The organism is Paenibacillus sp. OSY-SE (assembly GCF_000283315.1).
Taxonomy (GTDB): domain Bacteria; phylum Bacillota; class Bacilli; order Paenibacillales; family Paenibacillaceae; genus Paenibacillus_B; species Paenibacillus_B profundus.
Window position 1 is genome coordinate 1 of record NZ_ALKF01000117.1, and the last position, 13559, is coordinate 13559.

21 protein-coding genes, 1 tRNA gene and 2 pseudogenes are annotated in these 13559 nt (G+C 42.2%); 20 read left to right on the forward strand and 4 right to left on the reverse strand.

Translation table 11 applies throughout. The features are described 5' to 3' along the window. The first annotated feature begins 217 nt into the window (after positions 1-217). The 4 genes from A372_RS32865 to A372_RS35825 all read left to right on the forward strand — a co-directional run bounded on the left by A372_RS32865 (position 218) and on the right by A372_RS35825 (position 2623). Positions 218-670, forward strand: a complete 453-nt coding sequence (locus A372_RS32865; RefSeq protein WP_019419027.1) for a GNAT family N-acetyltransferase — start codon at positions 218-220, stop codon at positions 668-670. A gap of 276 nt (positions 671-946) precedes the next feature. After that, positions 947-1396: a GNAT family N-acetyltransferase gene (locus A372_RS0101220; RefSeq protein WP_019419028.1), complete on the forward strand. Its 450-nt coding sequence runs from the start codon at positions 947-949 to the stop codon at positions 1394-1396. Between the two features lie 187 nt (positions 1397-1583). Then, positions 1584-2168: a GNAT family N-acetyltransferase gene (locus A372_RS0101225; protein WP_019419029.1), complete on the forward strand. Its 585-nt coding sequence runs from the start codon at positions 1584-1586 to the stop codon at positions 2166-2168. Positions 2169-2329: 161 nt separating this feature from the next. Then, the gene (locus tag A372_RS35825) at positions 2330-2623 is read left to right on the forward strand and encodes an RNA polymerase alpha subunit C-terminal domain-containing protein (protein ID WP_083858698.1); all 294 of its coding nucleotides are present in this window, start codon (positions 2330-2332) and stop codon (positions 2621-2623) included. Here the strand turns inward: A372_RS35825 and A372_RS39405 are convergent. After that, positions 2613-3218: a S41 family peptidase gene (locus A372_RS39405; protein ID WP_443146823.1), complete on the reverse strand. Its 606-nt coding sequence runs from the start codon at positions 3216-3218 to the stop codon at positions 2613-2615. The two genes, A372_RS35825 and A372_RS39405, sit on opposite strands and share 11 nt — an antisense overlap. A 10-nt stretch (positions 3219-3228) precedes the next feature. Between A372_RS39405 and A372_RS0101240 the strand changes: the two genes are divergently transcribed. From A372_RS0101240 to A372_RS38965, 12 genes and pseudogenes are all read left to right on the forward strand, one after another. After that, positions 3229-4110: a GNAT family N-acetyltransferase gene (locus A372_RS0101240; protein ID WP_019419032.1), complete on the forward strand. Its 882-nt coding sequence runs from the start codon at positions 3229-3231 to the stop codon at positions 4108-4110. A 318-nt stretch (positions 4111-4428) separates the two neighbouring features. Then, a pseudogene (locus A372_RS32875) lies at positions 4429-5034 on the forward strand (helicase-related protein); the annotation flags it as partial. Beyond that, entirely contained in the window at positions 5031-5543 is a 513-nt protein-coding gene (locus A372_RS0101255) for a hypothetical protein (RefSeq protein ID WP_019419035.1), read from the forward strand. The pseudogene A372_RS32875 and the gene A372_RS0101255, both read left to right, overlap by 4 nt. A 296-nt stretch (positions 5544-5839) precedes the next feature. Beyond that, positions 5840-5913, forward strand: a tRNA-Pro gene (locus tag A372_RS0101260). Between the two features lie 166 nt (positions 5914-6079). Continuing rightward, positions 6080-6406 carry a hypothetical protein gene (locus A372_RS0101265; protein WP_019419036.1) on the forward strand — a complete coding sequence of 109 codons (327 nt, stop codon included), beginning with the start codon at positions 6080-6082 and terminating at the stop codon, positions 6404-6406. Between the two features lie 69 nt (positions 6407-6475). Next, complete coding sequence (locus tag A372_RS0101270) at positions 6476-6931, forward strand: hypothetical protein (RefSeq protein WP_019419037.1); 456 nt, start codon at positions 6476-6478, stop codon at positions 6929-6931. Positions 6932-7253: 322 nt separating this feature from the next. Next, on the forward strand, positions 7254-7754 hold the full coding sequence (locus A372_RS0101280; RefSeq protein WP_019419039.1) for a hypothetical protein: 501 nt from the start codon (positions 7254-7256) through the stop codon (positions 7752-7754). Further along, a complete protein-coding gene (locus tag A372_RS38270) occupies positions 7744-8055 on the forward strand; it encodes a hypothetical protein (RefSeq protein ID WP_237728462.1) in 312 nt (103 codons plus the stop codon). Before A372_RS0101280 ends, A372_RS38270 begins: the two co-directional genes overlap by 11 nt. 26 nt (positions 8056-8081) lie before the next feature. Continuing rightward, complete coding sequence (gene terL, locus A372_RS38275; RefSeq protein ID WP_237728465.1) at positions 8082-8270, forward strand: phage terminase large subunit; 189 nt, start codon at positions 8082-8084, stop codon at positions 8268-8270. Positions 8271-8275: 5 nt separating this feature from the next. Then, positions 8276-8524, forward strand: a complete 249-nt coding sequence (locus A372_RS0101295; protein WP_019419040.1) for a hypothetical protein — start codon at positions 8276-8278, stop codon at positions 8522-8524. A gap of 21 nt (positions 8525-8545) precedes the next feature. Beyond that, the gene (locus tag A372_RS0101300; RefSeq protein WP_019419041.1) at positions 8546-8986 is read left to right on the forward strand and encodes a hypothetical protein; all 441 of its coding nucleotides are present in this window, start codon (positions 8546-8548) and stop codon (positions 8984-8986) included. A gap of 132 nt (positions 8987-9118) precedes the next feature. Next, positions 9119-9250: a hypothetical protein gene (locus A372_RS38965; RefSeq protein WP_019419042.1), complete on the forward strand. Its 132-nt coding sequence runs from the start codon at positions 9119-9121 to the stop codon at positions 9248-9250. Positions 9251-9329: 79 nt separating this feature from the next. Here the strand turns inward: A372_RS38965 and A372_RS0101310 are convergent, their stop codons facing one another. Then, positions 9330-9665: a hypothetical protein gene (locus tag A372_RS0101310; protein ID WP_019419043.1), complete on the reverse strand. Its 336-nt coding sequence runs from the start codon at positions 9663-9665 to the stop codon at positions 9330-9332. 220 nt (positions 9666-9885) lie between these two features. On the opposite strand from A372_RS0101310, the gene A372_RS0101315 reads away from it, so the two are divergent. Next, a complete protein-coding gene (locus A372_RS0101315; RefSeq protein ID WP_019419044.1) occupies positions 9886-10272 on the forward strand; it encodes a hypothetical protein in 387 nt (128 codons plus the stop codon). Positions 10273-10592: 320 nt separating this feature from the next. Here the strand turns inward: A372_RS0101315 and A372_RS0101320 are convergent, their stop codons facing one another. Both A372_RS0101320 and A372_RS0101325 read right to left on the reverse strand, forming a co-directional pair. Further along, on the reverse strand, positions 10593-10991 hold the full coding sequence (locus A372_RS0101320; protein ID WP_019419045.1) for a type II toxin-antitoxin system HicB family antitoxin: 399 nt from the start codon (positions 10989-10991) through the stop codon (positions 10593-10595). Positions 10992-11043: 52 nt separating this feature from the next. Further along, on the reverse strand, positions 11044-11298 hold the full coding sequence (locus tag A372_RS0101325; protein ID WP_237728463.1) for a type II toxin-antitoxin system HicA family toxin: 255 nt from the start codon (positions 11296-11298) through the stop codon (positions 11044-11046). Between the two features lie 294 nt (positions 11299-11592). Here A372_RS0101325 and A372_RS0101330 point away from each other — a divergent pair, with 294 nt between their 5' ends. From A372_RS0101330 to A372_RS32885, 3 genes and pseudogenes are all read left to right on the forward strand, one after another. Further along, positions 11593-11892 carry a hypothetical protein gene (locus A372_RS0101330; protein ID WP_019419047.1) on the forward strand — a complete coding sequence of 100 codons (300 nt, stop codon included), beginning with the start codon at positions 11593-11595 and terminating at the stop codon, positions 11890-11892. A gap of 153 nt (positions 11893-12045) precedes the next feature. Further along, a complete protein-coding gene (locus A372_RS0101335) occupies positions 12046-12330 on the forward strand; it encodes a terminase small subunit (RefSeq protein WP_237728464.1) in 285 nt (94 codons plus the stop codon). After that, a pseudogene (locus A372_RS32885) lies at positions 12308-13559 on the forward strand (phage terminase large subunit); the annotation flags it as partial. The gene A372_RS0101335 and the pseudogene A372_RS32885, both read left to right, overlap by 23 nt.

Here is a 13559-nt window from a genome sequence, read left to right on the forward strand (position 1 = left end):
AGAAGACATCGCCATCCGATAACACCATATCTACGCTTCGGGCCGTTCGGCCCTTGGTTCGCAAGATGAGGTAATCAGTGGAGAAGGATTCAGTGAACAACCCTGCGAGGCTAAGTCCGTCGGACCCAGTCGTGATGCTCCCTTAAGCCTCTCGGGTTCGTAGATACAACAACGTTATCTGCAATTACCGATAGAACATTAGAAAGAAGGCGATCTCGTGGAAGTTTTATTAAAGGACATAGACGAAACTAACTGGCTAGAATGTATATTTTTAACGACTGATCCTGATAAAAATCATTACCTTGTAGAGAAATTTGTAGCTTCAAATGCAGTTTCGATTGCACAATCAAAGATAGAAAAAGGATGGATAACAAAAGCAATTTATAGTGAAGATTCAATGGTTGGATTTACAATGTATGGATATTCAGAGGAGGATAAGTGTTTTGAATTATGCCGTATTATGATTGACTATAAATTTCAACGTCAAGGTTTCGGTAGAAAGGCACTAAGTCTAATCATTAAAGAGATGAGTAAGAACAAGGAATGTTCAGAAATATATTTATCGTTTGATCCAGAAAACCATTCTGCAAAAAAACTATATGGAGAATTTGGATTTGAAAATACAGGTAAAATCGTAGACGACGAAGTTCTTTATTGCTTGAAATTATAAAGATAAATGTAGGTGAATTCGAGATGCCGGTAACTACAGATAACAAAACATTCATGCATCGGACCCTGACGGTTCCTCGGTCCGCAGAGGCATTTCGGGGAAGTGAATTCAGCGGACACCCCTGTACCGACTAAGAGCGGTCGCGCCCGGGCCATTGGCCCTTAAGTCGGTGAGGGTTCGTGAATGCAAGAACGTTAGACGAAACCTGTGCAAGATAAAATAATCAAAAACAAAAAAGATAATTTAATATAAATCACATTAATGGAGGTGTATCAAATGCTGATACTAGAACGAGCAATAAAAAATGATGCACAAAAACTTGCCGAAATACAAAAGGCCAGCTTTGATGAAGAATCAAAACATTTCAATAATAACGAAATCGGTGGTCCACTAGGATATGATTCCATAAGTTGGCAAGAAGAGATGATGCAAAATTGTAAATATTTCAAGGTACTCTTTAATGGAGAAATAATAGGGGGGGCTTTGATATTTATAGAAAGCAATCAAGTACATAATCTAGGAAGAATTTTTATTGATCCAAACTTTCAGAATCAAGGAATCGGTATGAAAGTAATGAAAGAAATCGAAATAAGCTTTCCGGATAGCACTAAATGGTGGCTTGATACTCCTAGCTGGAGTGTTAAGAATCATCATTTCTATACAAAGTGCGGGTTCACCAAAGTTAGAGAAGAAGATGACCTATACATTTTTGAGAAGACTTTATAGACTTATTCTTTATGGCGTTTTCAGGGATGGCACAGTCATCGTCTAACAACGTATTCACGCCGCGAGACCTGACGGTCCCTTGGTCTGCATGAGGTTTTTCGGAGAAGCGGATCAGCAGACAACCCTGCGAGGCTAAGTGGTGAAGCCACTTTTCAAATCTCGTAAATTACTCTTTGGGGGAATAGAAATGAAAGAAATAAACTATACCAATTATTTTTGGCAAGACGAAGAGATTAGATTGCGTGCAACCCAGCCCGAAGATTGGGAGGGATATTATTATAATCGATTTGATTCGACGGCTCGTCGTTTATTAGAATGTGCGGTTGAACTGCCACCGACGATTGCAGAAGCAAAGAAATTCGTTGAGACATTTTCAGATTTTTCATCAGGCACCGGACGAATTATGTTTACTATTGAAAATGTAAAAGGTGAAAACGTAGGAGGAATAAATTTAAATAGCATTGATGAAAAGAATGGTACATTCAGTATAGGTATACAAATTGATCAGGATCATCGAGGTAAAGGTTACGGTACAAGAGCTGTAAGAATGTTATTAAGATACGCCTTTTACGAGCGGCGTCTTAATAAATTCAATGATTATGTACTCGAAGGAAACGAAGCATCTGCAACCATGATGAGGAAGCTTGGCTGTATCCAAGAAGGAGTTCGACGTAAGGTAATATACACAAAGGGGCAGTATCTTGACCTAATCCTTTTTGGTTTAACCAAGGATGAATTTATAGAGAATGAGAAACGAACAATAACTGTATAAGTAGTAGGATCCAGCAGACATCTCTGTACTGGTTAAGTCCGTCGAACCCGGCACAAGCGCATTAAGCCAGTGAGAGTTCGTGAATTCAACAACGTTAGTCGTAGCGTAACCTAGACCACCGTACATACGAACTAATTCTTAAGGAAGGATGACAATTGAAAATGGGAGCTTCAAGCAAAAATTTAAGAACTTGCAACAAAGGACACCAATACTTTAAAAGTAGCGATTGCCCAACCTGCCCGATCTGCGAGCAAGAACGCAAACCCGACACAGGATTTCTTTCACTTCTCTCGGCACCAGCTAGACGAGCATTGGAACACAATGGAATAACCTCTCTGGAAAAGCTCTCAACATATAGTGAAAAAGAGATCTTGCAATTTCACGGTATGGGACCAGCATCTTTACCTAAACTTAGGGCTGCTTTGCAAGAAGAAGGATTATCATTCAAAAACTAACATATAAAACGAGAGGCAGTCCTTCCCCGGAGCTTATCGTTTGGCTGTTGATTAAAATAGCTATTTTTCCGTCATACGAAGGTTTTGTCGGGATGATCTTACGAGTTTCGTTATGGTAAATCTCAAATTTCTTCGTAAATTTATTATAGTAACTTGTAACCTCGTAAAATCGTTCTTCCTTCACGAAATATCCAGCTATGTTAGCGACTAGTTGGTCATAACCGCCTTTATTGTCGCGCAGATCAATAATTAAGCCTTTCACATGGTTATCTTGGAACTGCTGCAATTTTTCTTTGAGGATTTTTTCGGGGCTTGATAATATGGCCATCGGAAAGTAGTGTGTTTTTAAATAACCATAGCCGTTGTTTAATATGTCACCTTCGATCGCCTGCGAAGCTGACTCTTCTGGGTCGGTTGAATTTCTCCTTGAAGAAGGATATTGCGAAGGAAAATGAAGAGTGCGATAAGCCGTTTCTTTATCCCTATGCGCTCTATGATAATAACAAAAAAATAATAGATAAGATCTTCTATGCAGTGTATTGCATGAAAGATGAAGATGGTGAGTGAGTTTGAGGACTACATAAGCTTTTGGGATGGGGGATTAAATGAAAACTGCTTTTAGAAAATTCGATAAATCTTGTTATGATAAAGTTTGTGATTTTTTGATTGATATATCACAAGATGACCGCAGACATATAAATTGGAATTGGGCAAGATGGGAGTGGATGTTTTTTCACCCTGACTTTGATAGGGACATAATGAATAAAATTGGCCTGTGGTTTAGTAATGATGAGTTAGTAGGTATGGCAACCTATGACCACTATTTCGGTGAAGCATTTTTTGTAAATAAACAAGGCTTTGAAGAATTAGAAAAAGAATTATTAGAATATGCCATTGCTACTTTCAGTAATGAAAATGGCCTTGGGATTGCGGTGAATGATACAGATACTCACACTCTAGAATTATTACGCAGCAGGAATTTCGTGAAGAATGAACAGGCTGAAAACATATTAGAGCTCACGCTAGATAATGTTAGCCTTGATTACAAAATTTCTGAAGGCATAACAATAAAAAATCTTGATGTGAAAAAGGATTTATATAAGCATCATAATATGCTATGGAAGGCATTTGACCATGAAGGACAAGCGCCTGTTGACGAAACTACTATGAACAAACAACAAGTAATGTTGTCTGCGACGAATTTGAATCCATTCCTACATATTGTTGCAGAAAATGAAGACGGGGAATATGTTGCATACTGTGGTTTATGGTATTGTCAGAAAACGGATTATGCTTATGTTGAACCAGTATGCACAATTCCGGAGTATCGGCAAAAGGGGCTTGGTAAAGCGGTGGTTTTAGAAGCTTTAAAAAGATCTCACTCCTTAGGAGCTAAAAAAGCATACGTTATTTCCGATAGTCCTTTTTATAAGTCATTAGGCTTTCAACAGCATTCCCATTATACTTTCTATTGGCATGACATCTGATATCAATCCAACCACTAAGTGGCACAATGAAAGCATGGGAAGTTTCATCAGATATAGACATCCTTGAATGATTGAGTCTGCAATGAAAATTGCAGATTTTTTTGTAAGCAATTTCAATGTAGAGCTCGAACATGCAGCCACTGGGAAAGATGAGATTTTTGGAAAGATTGCTTCAAGAGCATCCAGAGCTGATCAAGAATATGTATGGAAAGAAGGCAATGTGCAAATGAAATTTCACACAATTATCCGGGTAAGGGATAAAAGAATCGTTAATTACAATCGTAGGATTCAATCCTGAGGATGAAAAGTATTTGAACAATAGAGAAGGATTTGCTTTTACCTTTTCTGGATGCGGATGTGGTAGCAAATACCGCAGCGGTGTTGAGTAACAAGCTGCTACAGATGGCGAACGGCGCAGTATACGACGAAGAACGAGGCGTCAAGGAGATTCATGACGCCAAGCTAGATGCATTGGAGGATGTTATCGAAGCCGCAAACGGCCATCCAGTTCTTATATTTTATGCTTACAAACATGACCTGGAACGGATTCAGAAGCGCTTCAAGCAAACACGGATCTTGCGAAAAGGCGCTGATGGCGGTAAAGACATCACCGACTGGAATATAGGTAAAATCTCGCTTCTGGCCATACACCCAGCTTCGGCGGGCCACGGTCTCAATCTACAGGATGGCGGCAACATCATCGTGTGGTACGGCCTCACATGGAGCCTTGAGCTCTACCAGCAAGCGAACGCCAGATTACACCGACAAGGCCAGCAGCGAAGCGTTATTATCCATCATCTGGTGACCGAAGGCACGATGGACGAGGATGTCATGAAGGCGATAGAGGGTAAAGCAGCGGGGCAGGAAGCTTTGATGGATGCGGTCAAAGCACGAATAGAGCGAGTACAGGAGGGAACAGAATGAATACTGCAGAAGTTGCGGAAATTGCGGCACGTGTTGCCCTGGAATATATCGAGAAAGAAAAGAAGAAGAAACAGAAGATTGATCGTGATTGGCTGCTTCGCAATACTAAGTTGCTTTTGAAACACTATCGATCATTCGTAGCGCACTGTGATGATATTAAGCAAGAATTGACCCTACTGCAAAATGCTGAAGCCTTAGAAGATCTGTACTCAGAAGATTTTACGGTCGAAGCAATTAAACGGAGCAAGCAACGGACGATAGTTATGGTTCGTTTCATGGAGCGGATGATGAAGGAATATAAGCGCATGTGCGAAGAATCTGGGCAGCCAGAAGAGATTAGACGCTATAAAGTCATTGAGATGATGTACATTTCAGATGAAAAATATAAGGCGGAGGATATCGCAAAATGTCACAAAATTGAGAAACGAACGGTCTACCGAGATGTGAACGATGCGATTAAAACCTTGTCAGTATTGGTGTTTGGAGTAGATGGCATTAGATTTGAATGACGACAAAAGCATGCCGAAAATCCGGCATTACAATGACAATCCAACAGTGTTAATATGATATTGTGAAATAATTATAGATGTGGCTGGCTTACGCTTCTCCCGGCGTAACCACACAGCTGGCGGTCAGGTCCCGTGCGGTACTCCAGCCACATCTTTTATACTGGTGTAGCTCAGTGGTAGAGCAGTTGGCGTGGCGGACGTCGGTTCGATTCCGGCTGTCTTATGACATAGCTCAGTGGGAGAGCGGCACGTTAGGACAACATGCCCGGGTTCGATTCCTGGCACCGGTATTATGAACGGATGTGGTGTAGTTTGGTAGCACGCTTGCCTTGGGAGCAAGAGGTCGCAGGTTCGAACCCTGCCATTCGTATTTATTTATAACCTTTTTTCTATTGTCGTTCCTTCGGGAGCGGTACTTTTATTTAGTAGTAATCTTACATTAACCTTACAGTTGTCCTAAATCCATTGTGAAATGTAAAATTATAGATTACGATGACCTTGTAGAAAAAAATATACAAATTGTGGAGGTTATTACAATGAAAAAAGGACTAATTGTATTAGGTGCAACGGCAATACTGCTGGCAGGTATCTTGGCTCCAACAACAGGCTTTGCAGCTGAACGCGTCGGTAGCAACAATCCGCAAATCAATAATGCATCTACAGCAAGTTCTTTTGTTTTACTCAGAGTGGGAGAAAGTTCGTATCTGAGTTGGGCGCCTAAGCTTTCTGTTATTTCTGGTCATGATATTGTATCAGTTGATTCTCTAGGTAAAGTTTATGCCAAGAAAACGGGAACCGCAACTGTTGGAGCGTATGAATATAACGGTAAACTTATCAAAACATATAGTATCCTTGTAATGTAATTAAAAGCTTGAAAATAAAGAGTCGCTGATTATTCAGCGGCTTTTTCCATTGCATGGAAATCCCTCCTTATGTCGAAGTATGACGAGAAGGAGGAGAAGATAGTGTTTGATTTCGCAGACTTAATGGACGTAATAGATAAAAGTGTTATCTTGGCTATAATTTCAGGAATAGGGGCGTCCTTAATAACTTTTTTATCATCTACATTTCTATCTTTATACTTGTCAATAAGGGAGACAAAAAAAACTAACCGGGCATTTATAAGTTTAGAGGAACAGGTTGTTAGATATGATGGCTACCCGTTATCGAAAGATTCAGCCATTAAAATAATAGAAACCAAAGACTTTTCAAAATTATTCAAAGAAATAACTCAGCAAGAAAAAATGGGCACGACTCCTAAAATTAAGGTTACATTTGCACAGATTAAAAACTTAGGTCCTGCAACAGCAATCCAATTACAAATTGGTTTCAGACTAATTCTAACGGATTCAACTGATGTGGATGGATGGAGGGAGGGTCGATGTTAATGTTCCTCTGTTAGAAAAAGGAGAGAAAATCCTAGTACCGCTACTTAAATATGAACATAAACAGAAACATTTTCATATTGCGGATGCTGAAATAAGCTATATTACACAAGTTAATGAGAAGATGAAAATGGTATATACAGCTAGTAGGGATAAAACCGACAGTGACAGATTGATTATAAAAGAAGAATTAAAATACAGACACTTTTTTTATGTACAGGAATATATTCAAATCTAAAGGCCATAGTTCAAGTTGGTTACTTTTTTATGATAATGATAAGTAGTACCTCTGCGCTTTTTTATTTCTCTGAAAGGAGATGATCGCATGGCAGGAGAACGGAAAAATAAGTACCACTCACACGTTGAACCCAAGCTCCTGCTTGTAGAGGCATGGGCGCGTGACGGGACAATAGACGAGGATATAGCCAAGAAATTGGGCGTTGCATATTCAACTTTTAGGGAGTATACGAAGAAGTATCCGGCATTATCGGCAGCCTTAAAAAGAGGCAAGGAAGTCGCTGACGTTGAGGTTGAAAATGCGTTGTTTAAGCGCGCTATCGGCTATCAGTACGACGAAGTGACCAGAGAAGCCGACAAGCGGATTGATGAAGAGACAGGCAAGCTCATCACGGTAATGGTCGAGACCAAGCGCGTGACCAAGGAAGTACAGCCGGATGTCACAGCACAAATATTCTGGCTTAAAAACCGCCGTCTGGATAAGTGGCGCGACAAGCAGGACATCAATCACAGCGGCAGTATGGACGTGAACAACCCAATGAAAGACCTGACCACCGATGAGCTCAGGAAGCTGATACGTGATGGTTGACTTGGAGACAATCAAACGACATGCCCGCATCGAACTCGCATCCCGCGAGTTTTTTTATTTCTGCCAGGCTACGGCGCCGGACTTCTACCGGGACGATCGGCAATACCTAAATGACCTATGTAACGAGTTTCAGGACTTCTACGAGTCAGATGATGATGTGCAGATCATTAACCTCCCGCCGCGACATGGCAAGTCCAGGACGGCGTCCATGTTCGCACAGTGGGTATTTGGCCAGAACCAGAATGAGAAGGTCATGACCGGCTCCTGGAAGAAGAGCACAAGAGCAATCGAACCGATGTGAGTTGGTTCCATCAGTCGAAAAACAAAGTGGCTCGTAGTATTTCCAACGCCACATGGGTGATGAATCATATTTACTATCCTGTCAACTGGCGGGACCGCTGGCCTGAGTATTACAAGGCCATGACGACCTACCAGCGTGAGGGTGAAAACAAGCATGATGACGCGCCGGATGCTACAACAGGCGTGGCCGAGACAATGTACCTGTTAGGAGCGTGAAATTGATGTCGAAATATCGTAAAAAGCCAGTAGTGATAGAGGCGATACAATTTAATAAAGGTGTAACTCCGGATATGATTCGCGAAGCGCTTGGATGCAATCCTGTGACGCCTGAAATGCCTCGATTCTATATCGACACATTGGAAGGAAGGATGGAGGTAACGTTAGGGGATTGGATTATCAAAGGAATAAACGGTGAGTTCTACCCATGCAAGCCGGATATCTTCGAGAAAACATATGAGCCTATTGACTAATTTTTGGGGAGGTATGGACATATGGGCATATGGACGGGGGTGAAAAACATGGTCATGAAGCTATTACGCATTAACCCGGCGCCGGAGAATCGAATCATTACGATTACGGAGCCGTTCAGTCATCAGACAAACGTGTTGCGGAACCGGCTCTGGTACAGGGGCGACCCATCCGAGCTGGACCAGTTTTATAAGCAAACGGCGCTGGAGCCGGTATCGAAGTCCCGCTTCTGGGCCGCGGTACCGTCCGCCGATTTATCAATACGGAAGATTCATTCCGGGTTGCCCGCCATGGTTGCGGAGCGCCTGTCCGATATCGTCATAGCGGATATGGATGGCGAATGGAACGTGTATGAGGAGTTGTACACCCAGCGGAATGTTGCCTTGATGCTTCAATCTACACCACGCCAGAGAACGATAGCCGCCATACTCACTCTACAGAGGCAGGGAGGTACGGTGGAATGAATACTAGATATTTTGTTGTTGAGTCATCTGGGGAATTAGGGGGCTTGTTTCAATCTAATGATGACCAGTAGGTTCAAATTGCAGAACTGAAACTGAATAATCCTGGGCTGGACGTCAAAGAAGTGGAAAAGGATGAATATATCAAACTATTTAGTAGGGCGTACGACGATGGAGCTTCAACAGATTCAGGAGCGGATTAATGACCTGTATTGTAACTTGGAAGATGCGGGGTATGCAATCTGTGATGCGACGATCAAACTTTAGGAAAAGAGAGAGCAGAAAAATCTGCTCTCTACCATAAACTATACAAATTTGTCCAAGCGTTAATGGTTACATTCAAGACTTAATAAGTCACTTGAATATAGTTGATATAAAGGTTTCCGTCAGAAGCATAATTATATACAGTAGCATTCCCGGGTTTTAGTGCAACCACTCTCCCGTACTGATCCAGACTCACGACACCTTCACCACTTACTAATACAACTTTTGAGCCTGACATACCAATCCAAGTGGACCAACCTACTTTCAGCTTTATGACTGGATTGACTATTGTATCCAGTACGGTGAAGTCAGTCGTAACAGGTACAGGTTTTTGGTTAAGGGATTCTGCAGAAACAGAACCTGCCAGTAGTCCGAATGCTGCAATGGAACAGAGCAAGGCCTTACTTAGATATTTCATAAAGACAACCTCCATCCAAAGTATTTGTTACGACTACACCATAACAGGGAAACATTGGGATATCAAGTGGTTAATTAGAAAAAAATAACAAAAATATATTTTGAGCAGATTTAACGACAAAAAGACCCCCGCGGAATCCGTGGCAGGGCCGTGGGGGTGTCTTGTGACTTCTTTCTCATTCCAAATATAACACACAAACATACAAAGGGGAATGAGGGGAATGCTGGTGGCTGAGAAGTGGGTGCAAGGGGAACTCTACCCGTCGGTAAATAATACTGATAAACAAATAACACGAGGTCTCCTGAGTGATTACACTAAAAAGAAGCAGTCGGTCGCAGCTCTCGCTAATAAACAAACACTTACCGTACAGCAAAAACAAATATATCAAAGAGATAAAGAATTAGTCGAGAACATTACACTAGCCTTCGAACTAATACAGGACGAGGAAGTCAAAAGGATTATCGAACACCGTTTTTTCAAATCTCGAAGACACAAGAACACATCAATCCATTTTCGTAACATTATGGGCGAAAGAACGATTGAACGAAGAATTGATAAAGGCATTGAGAGTATTGCGGATAGCCTTAAGTTGTGGGGAATCATCTAATAAACTGACGGTAAAGTGGTAGGGGTACGACGGAGTTCTGTCGGTGATATGGGGATAAAGTAGACACATAGAGCAGTAATTGCTCGGGTGATGTCTACTGTATCCTTATCATCGTTGTAGGCACTCGGTCATGCTGAATGGTTGTAGACAATACAACCTTAGCTGTATTGCGATTGTGTGATGCGGGGGATTAATGGTATTAGTGTGATGGTGTCGTTTAAGGCATGGGAACGGCGCTGTCACAGTGATACCGTTAAGGAATCACGATGAAGGAAAGAGCGGGATATGCACCCAATATCATAAAAAAGTAAGCGGCCTAATCACGGCCGCTTTTCTATGCCCAAGGCTTCACGAACGGACTGCTGCAGCAATTGGGAGAAGTTAAGGTTTGCTTCTTCTCCAGCATCGCGCAGCCATTTCGGCATGGTGCAGTTTTTGGTTACGGTTTTATCGTCGGCCGGCGGAATCACGAACACCTCAACATAAATAATCCGGTCGCTAGGTTCCTCCAACTGAATAGAGCCAATCTCGGCAGGCTGCGGCACAGGTTCATTGTTGTCGTGTATCTCTTCGATACGATGCATCAGCATGGCCTTGGCATCTTTAATTCCAGAAACGACGGACGGAGCCGTTACAGCGGTGCCCGGAAAATCTGGAAAGTACATGCTTACACCGGTCGGCGTCTCTTCAACAACAGCAGGATAAATGTAATTTGGCATCTGAGAACCTCCTTATATTCATGGAAGGGAGAGAGCAAGGGGACATCAAGGGTTAGAATTTAACCCCTGATGTTCGCTCAATACTTTTCAACGTTCCCTTTGCTAAAACGTCGCCGCTGGAATGGTAACTTACATCGGCGTAGCGTGTTGGGTCGTCTTGGTGTATGTACCGGCGGTGACTGGTGCCTTTGCCATGAGCGGGTGACTTGTAGAACCCTGCGGCTTTGAGCACTTGTAAGACTTCCCTGACGGTACGTTGCTTCCCCAATTGTTTCTCCCTCCCTTCATAACCTATTATAACACGCATAAATAACGCGTGTCAACGATGAATGCGCATAAAATATGCGCGTGGTTGATTGGAGAGGGAGCAGGATTGGTGTTTTTGTCGTACGGTTGCCACCTATATAAGACGCTAAAACAGCACGGAGAACAAACTCGGGCATGGTACGCTGGTAGCTCTCCATTTCTCCGGTGGAAACCGTGCTGCGTCTAACTCCTCCAATAGATCGAAAAATATATTTCCAAATTGTTCTTGATTAGATATATTTTTTGATCAACAATGTATTGCAGGACAAACATTACATTTTAGGGAGGGTTTGGAATGAAAAAAGTGTTATTAGTATTGGGTGCAACAGCAACTTTGTTGGGTGGTCTTTTGGTTCCGGCGACTGGATTTGCTGCGCCTCAACCAAAAGAAGGGAACGCTGTAATTCAAGCGTCGCAAAAATGGGTAAGTGATATTCTAGGAGACATCTACTATGAGAAGTCGGAGGTTCCAAAAACCTATTTTTACGTTTCAGGTGACTGGGCTGGGACACTGAAACGAACAATGACCGTAAGTATAGGTAATAAGTATCGGGGTATTTATGAAGGTTATATCTATAAAAAGGGTGCACAGTAACTGAATATACCTTGTTTTAATAATTTATTAGCACCCATAGTGGTGCTAATTTTATGTACTAACAGGATTAGGTGGTTCAACTTCAACCAAGGTCAACAATCATAACCTATGGTTTTTCCTCCTCTCTATAGCCGCTCCTTCGGGGGCGGTACATTGTCTACGAATGTGGTAGGATCTCGCGAAGTGAAACAGGGTAAGGATGGCGTTAGCGTCAAATTGCATGACAAAACCCGAGCGTTGGATGTGCTGTCGAGATATATCGACCTTCTACCGGACAAGCATAAGCGTATGGTTGAAGAAGAAAAACTCAAGATGCAGCGTGAAAAGCTTGAACTGGATAAAGCTAAGGCTTCTGGTGAAGGTGATTCGGATGACCAATTAATTGACGATTGGGTTAAGGTGGTGGTTGAGGATGATGACGACACAGGAAATGAATAATAATATCCGTCTTTCCGCCTTCAAAAAGAAGATACTTGTTTATCGACAGCAGCCGGTTATGTTCTGTCAAGAAATCTTAGGATTCAACCCGGATGAATGGCAAGCCAAAACATTAAATGATCTTGCGCACAATCCCCGTGTATCAATTCGTTCAGGGCAAGGGGTAGGGAAAACCGGATTAGAGGCGGCAACTGCATTATGGTTCCTTACGTGTTTTCCATTCCCTAAAGTAGTCTGTACAGCACCAACGAGGCAGCAATTGCATGATGTTCTGTGGGCTGAAATAAGTAAGTGGCAATCCAAAAGCTTGATCCTTAAAAAGATTCTTAAGTGGACCAAAACAAAAATTTATATGAAGAAGTATGAGGAACGCTGGTTCGCTATTGCGCGTACTGCTACAAAGCCCGAGAACATGCAGGGCTTCCACGAAGATTATATGCTGTTTATCGTTGATGAAGCCTCTGGGGTTGCAGACCCTATCATGGAAGCTATACTTGGAACGTTGTCCGGTCCATTCAATAAGTTACTGATGTGCGGAAACCCTACCTAGAACTAGTAGGGTCTTTTTTGATTCTCACAATAATGATCGTGAAGATTACAAAACACATAAAGTGTCATGCTTGGATAGCCCGAGAACAAGCAAAGAGAATATTGCAATGCTCAAGCGGAAATATGGAGAAGGTAGTGATGTTTACCGTATCCGTGTTTTAGGTGAATTTCCTCGCGGTGAATCTGATACATTTATTTCACTGGAAGCAGCTGAGTACGCGAAAGATGAGGTTAAAATTGAACCGAAAGGAACAAAACTATTTGTCGGTGTGGACGTTGCTCGATTCGGAGACGATGAAACGACGATATACGGCAGGATTGGCGGAAAGGTTGTTAAATAGCAGCACCACTTTAAACAAAACACAATGGTAACAACCGGCTGGGTGTTAAGGTTAGCTAATGATGTCAAAACGGAATATCCTGATGTTGATGAAGTTGAAATTAGAATAGATGATAGTGGCATAGGTGGTGCAGTCACTGATCGATTACGTGAAGTCAACGAAGAGAAGGGCTAGGGTACATCATTGTACCGGTTAATAACGGTTCGGCAGCAGAAGATGAACACTATGGCAATCTTGGTTCAGAACTGTGGGGCCATATAAAAGATATGTTAGAAGAAAATATGAGCAACTTAATGCTCGGGCTTCCTGGTATTCTCGAAGCCTTGCTTTCGGCCCCGC

Coding starts and splice junctions, on each gene's coding strand:
- A372_RS0101220 (WP_019419028.1), top strand. CDS start 947: ATGCTGATACTAGAACGAGCAATAAAAAATGATGCACAAAAACTTGCC.
- A372_RS0101225 (WP_019419029.1), top strand. CDS start 1,584: ATGAAAGAAATAAACTATACCAATTATTTTTGGCAAGACGAAGAGATT.
- A372_RS35825 (WP_083858698.1), top strand. CDS start 2,330: ATGGGAGCTTCAAGCAAAAATTTAAGAACTTGCAACAAAGGACACCAA.
- A372_RS0101240 (WP_019419032.1), top strand. CDS start 3,229: ATGAAAACTGCTTTTAGAAAATTCGATAAATCTTGTTATGATAAAGTT.
- A372_RS0101255 (WP_019419035.1), top strand. CDS start 5,031: ATGAATACTGCAGAAGTTGCGGAAATTGCGGCACGTGTTGCCCTGGAA.
- A372_RS0101265 (WP_019419036.1), top strand. CDS start 6,080: ATGAAAAAAGGACTAATTGTATTAGGTGCAACGGCAATACTGCTGGCA.
- A372_RS0101270 (WP_019419037.1), top strand. CDS start 6,476: ATGTCGAAGTATGACGAGAAGGAGGAGAAGATAGTGTTTGATTTCGCA.
- A372_RS0101280 (WP_019419039.1), top strand. CDS start 7,254: ATGGCAGGAGAACGGAAAAATAAGTACCACTCACACGTTGAACCCAAG.
- A372_RS0101295 (WP_019419040.1), top strand. CDS start 8,276: ATGTCGAAATATCGTAAAAAGCCAGTAGTGATAGAGGCGATACAATTT.
- A372_RS0101300 (WP_019419041.1), top strand. CDS start 8,546: ATGGGCATATGGACGGGGGTGAAAAACATGGTCATGAAGCTATTACGC.
- A372_RS38965 (WP_019419042.1), top strand. CDS start 9,119: ATGAATATATCAAACTATTTAGTAGGGCGTACGACGATGGAGCTTCAA.
- A372_RS0101310 (WP_019419043.1), bottom strand. CDS start 9,665: ATGAAATATCTAAGTAAGGCCTTGCTCTGTTCCATTGCAGCATTCGGA.
- A372_RS0101315 (WP_019419044.1), top strand. CDS start 9,886: ATGCTGGTGGCTGAGAAGTGGGTGCAAGGGGAACTCTACCCGTCGGTA.
- A372_RS0101320 (WP_019419045.1), bottom strand. CDS start 10,991: ATGCCAAATTACATTTATCCTGCTGTTGTTGAAGAGACGCCGACCGGT.
- A372_RS0101325 (WP_237728463.1), bottom strand. CDS start 11,298: ATGCGTGTTATAATAGGTTATGAAGGGAGGGAGAAACAATTGGGGAAG.
- A372_RS0101330 (WP_019419047.1), top strand. CDS start 11,593: ATGAAAAAAGTGTTATTAGTATTGGGTGCAACAGCAACTTTGTTGGGT.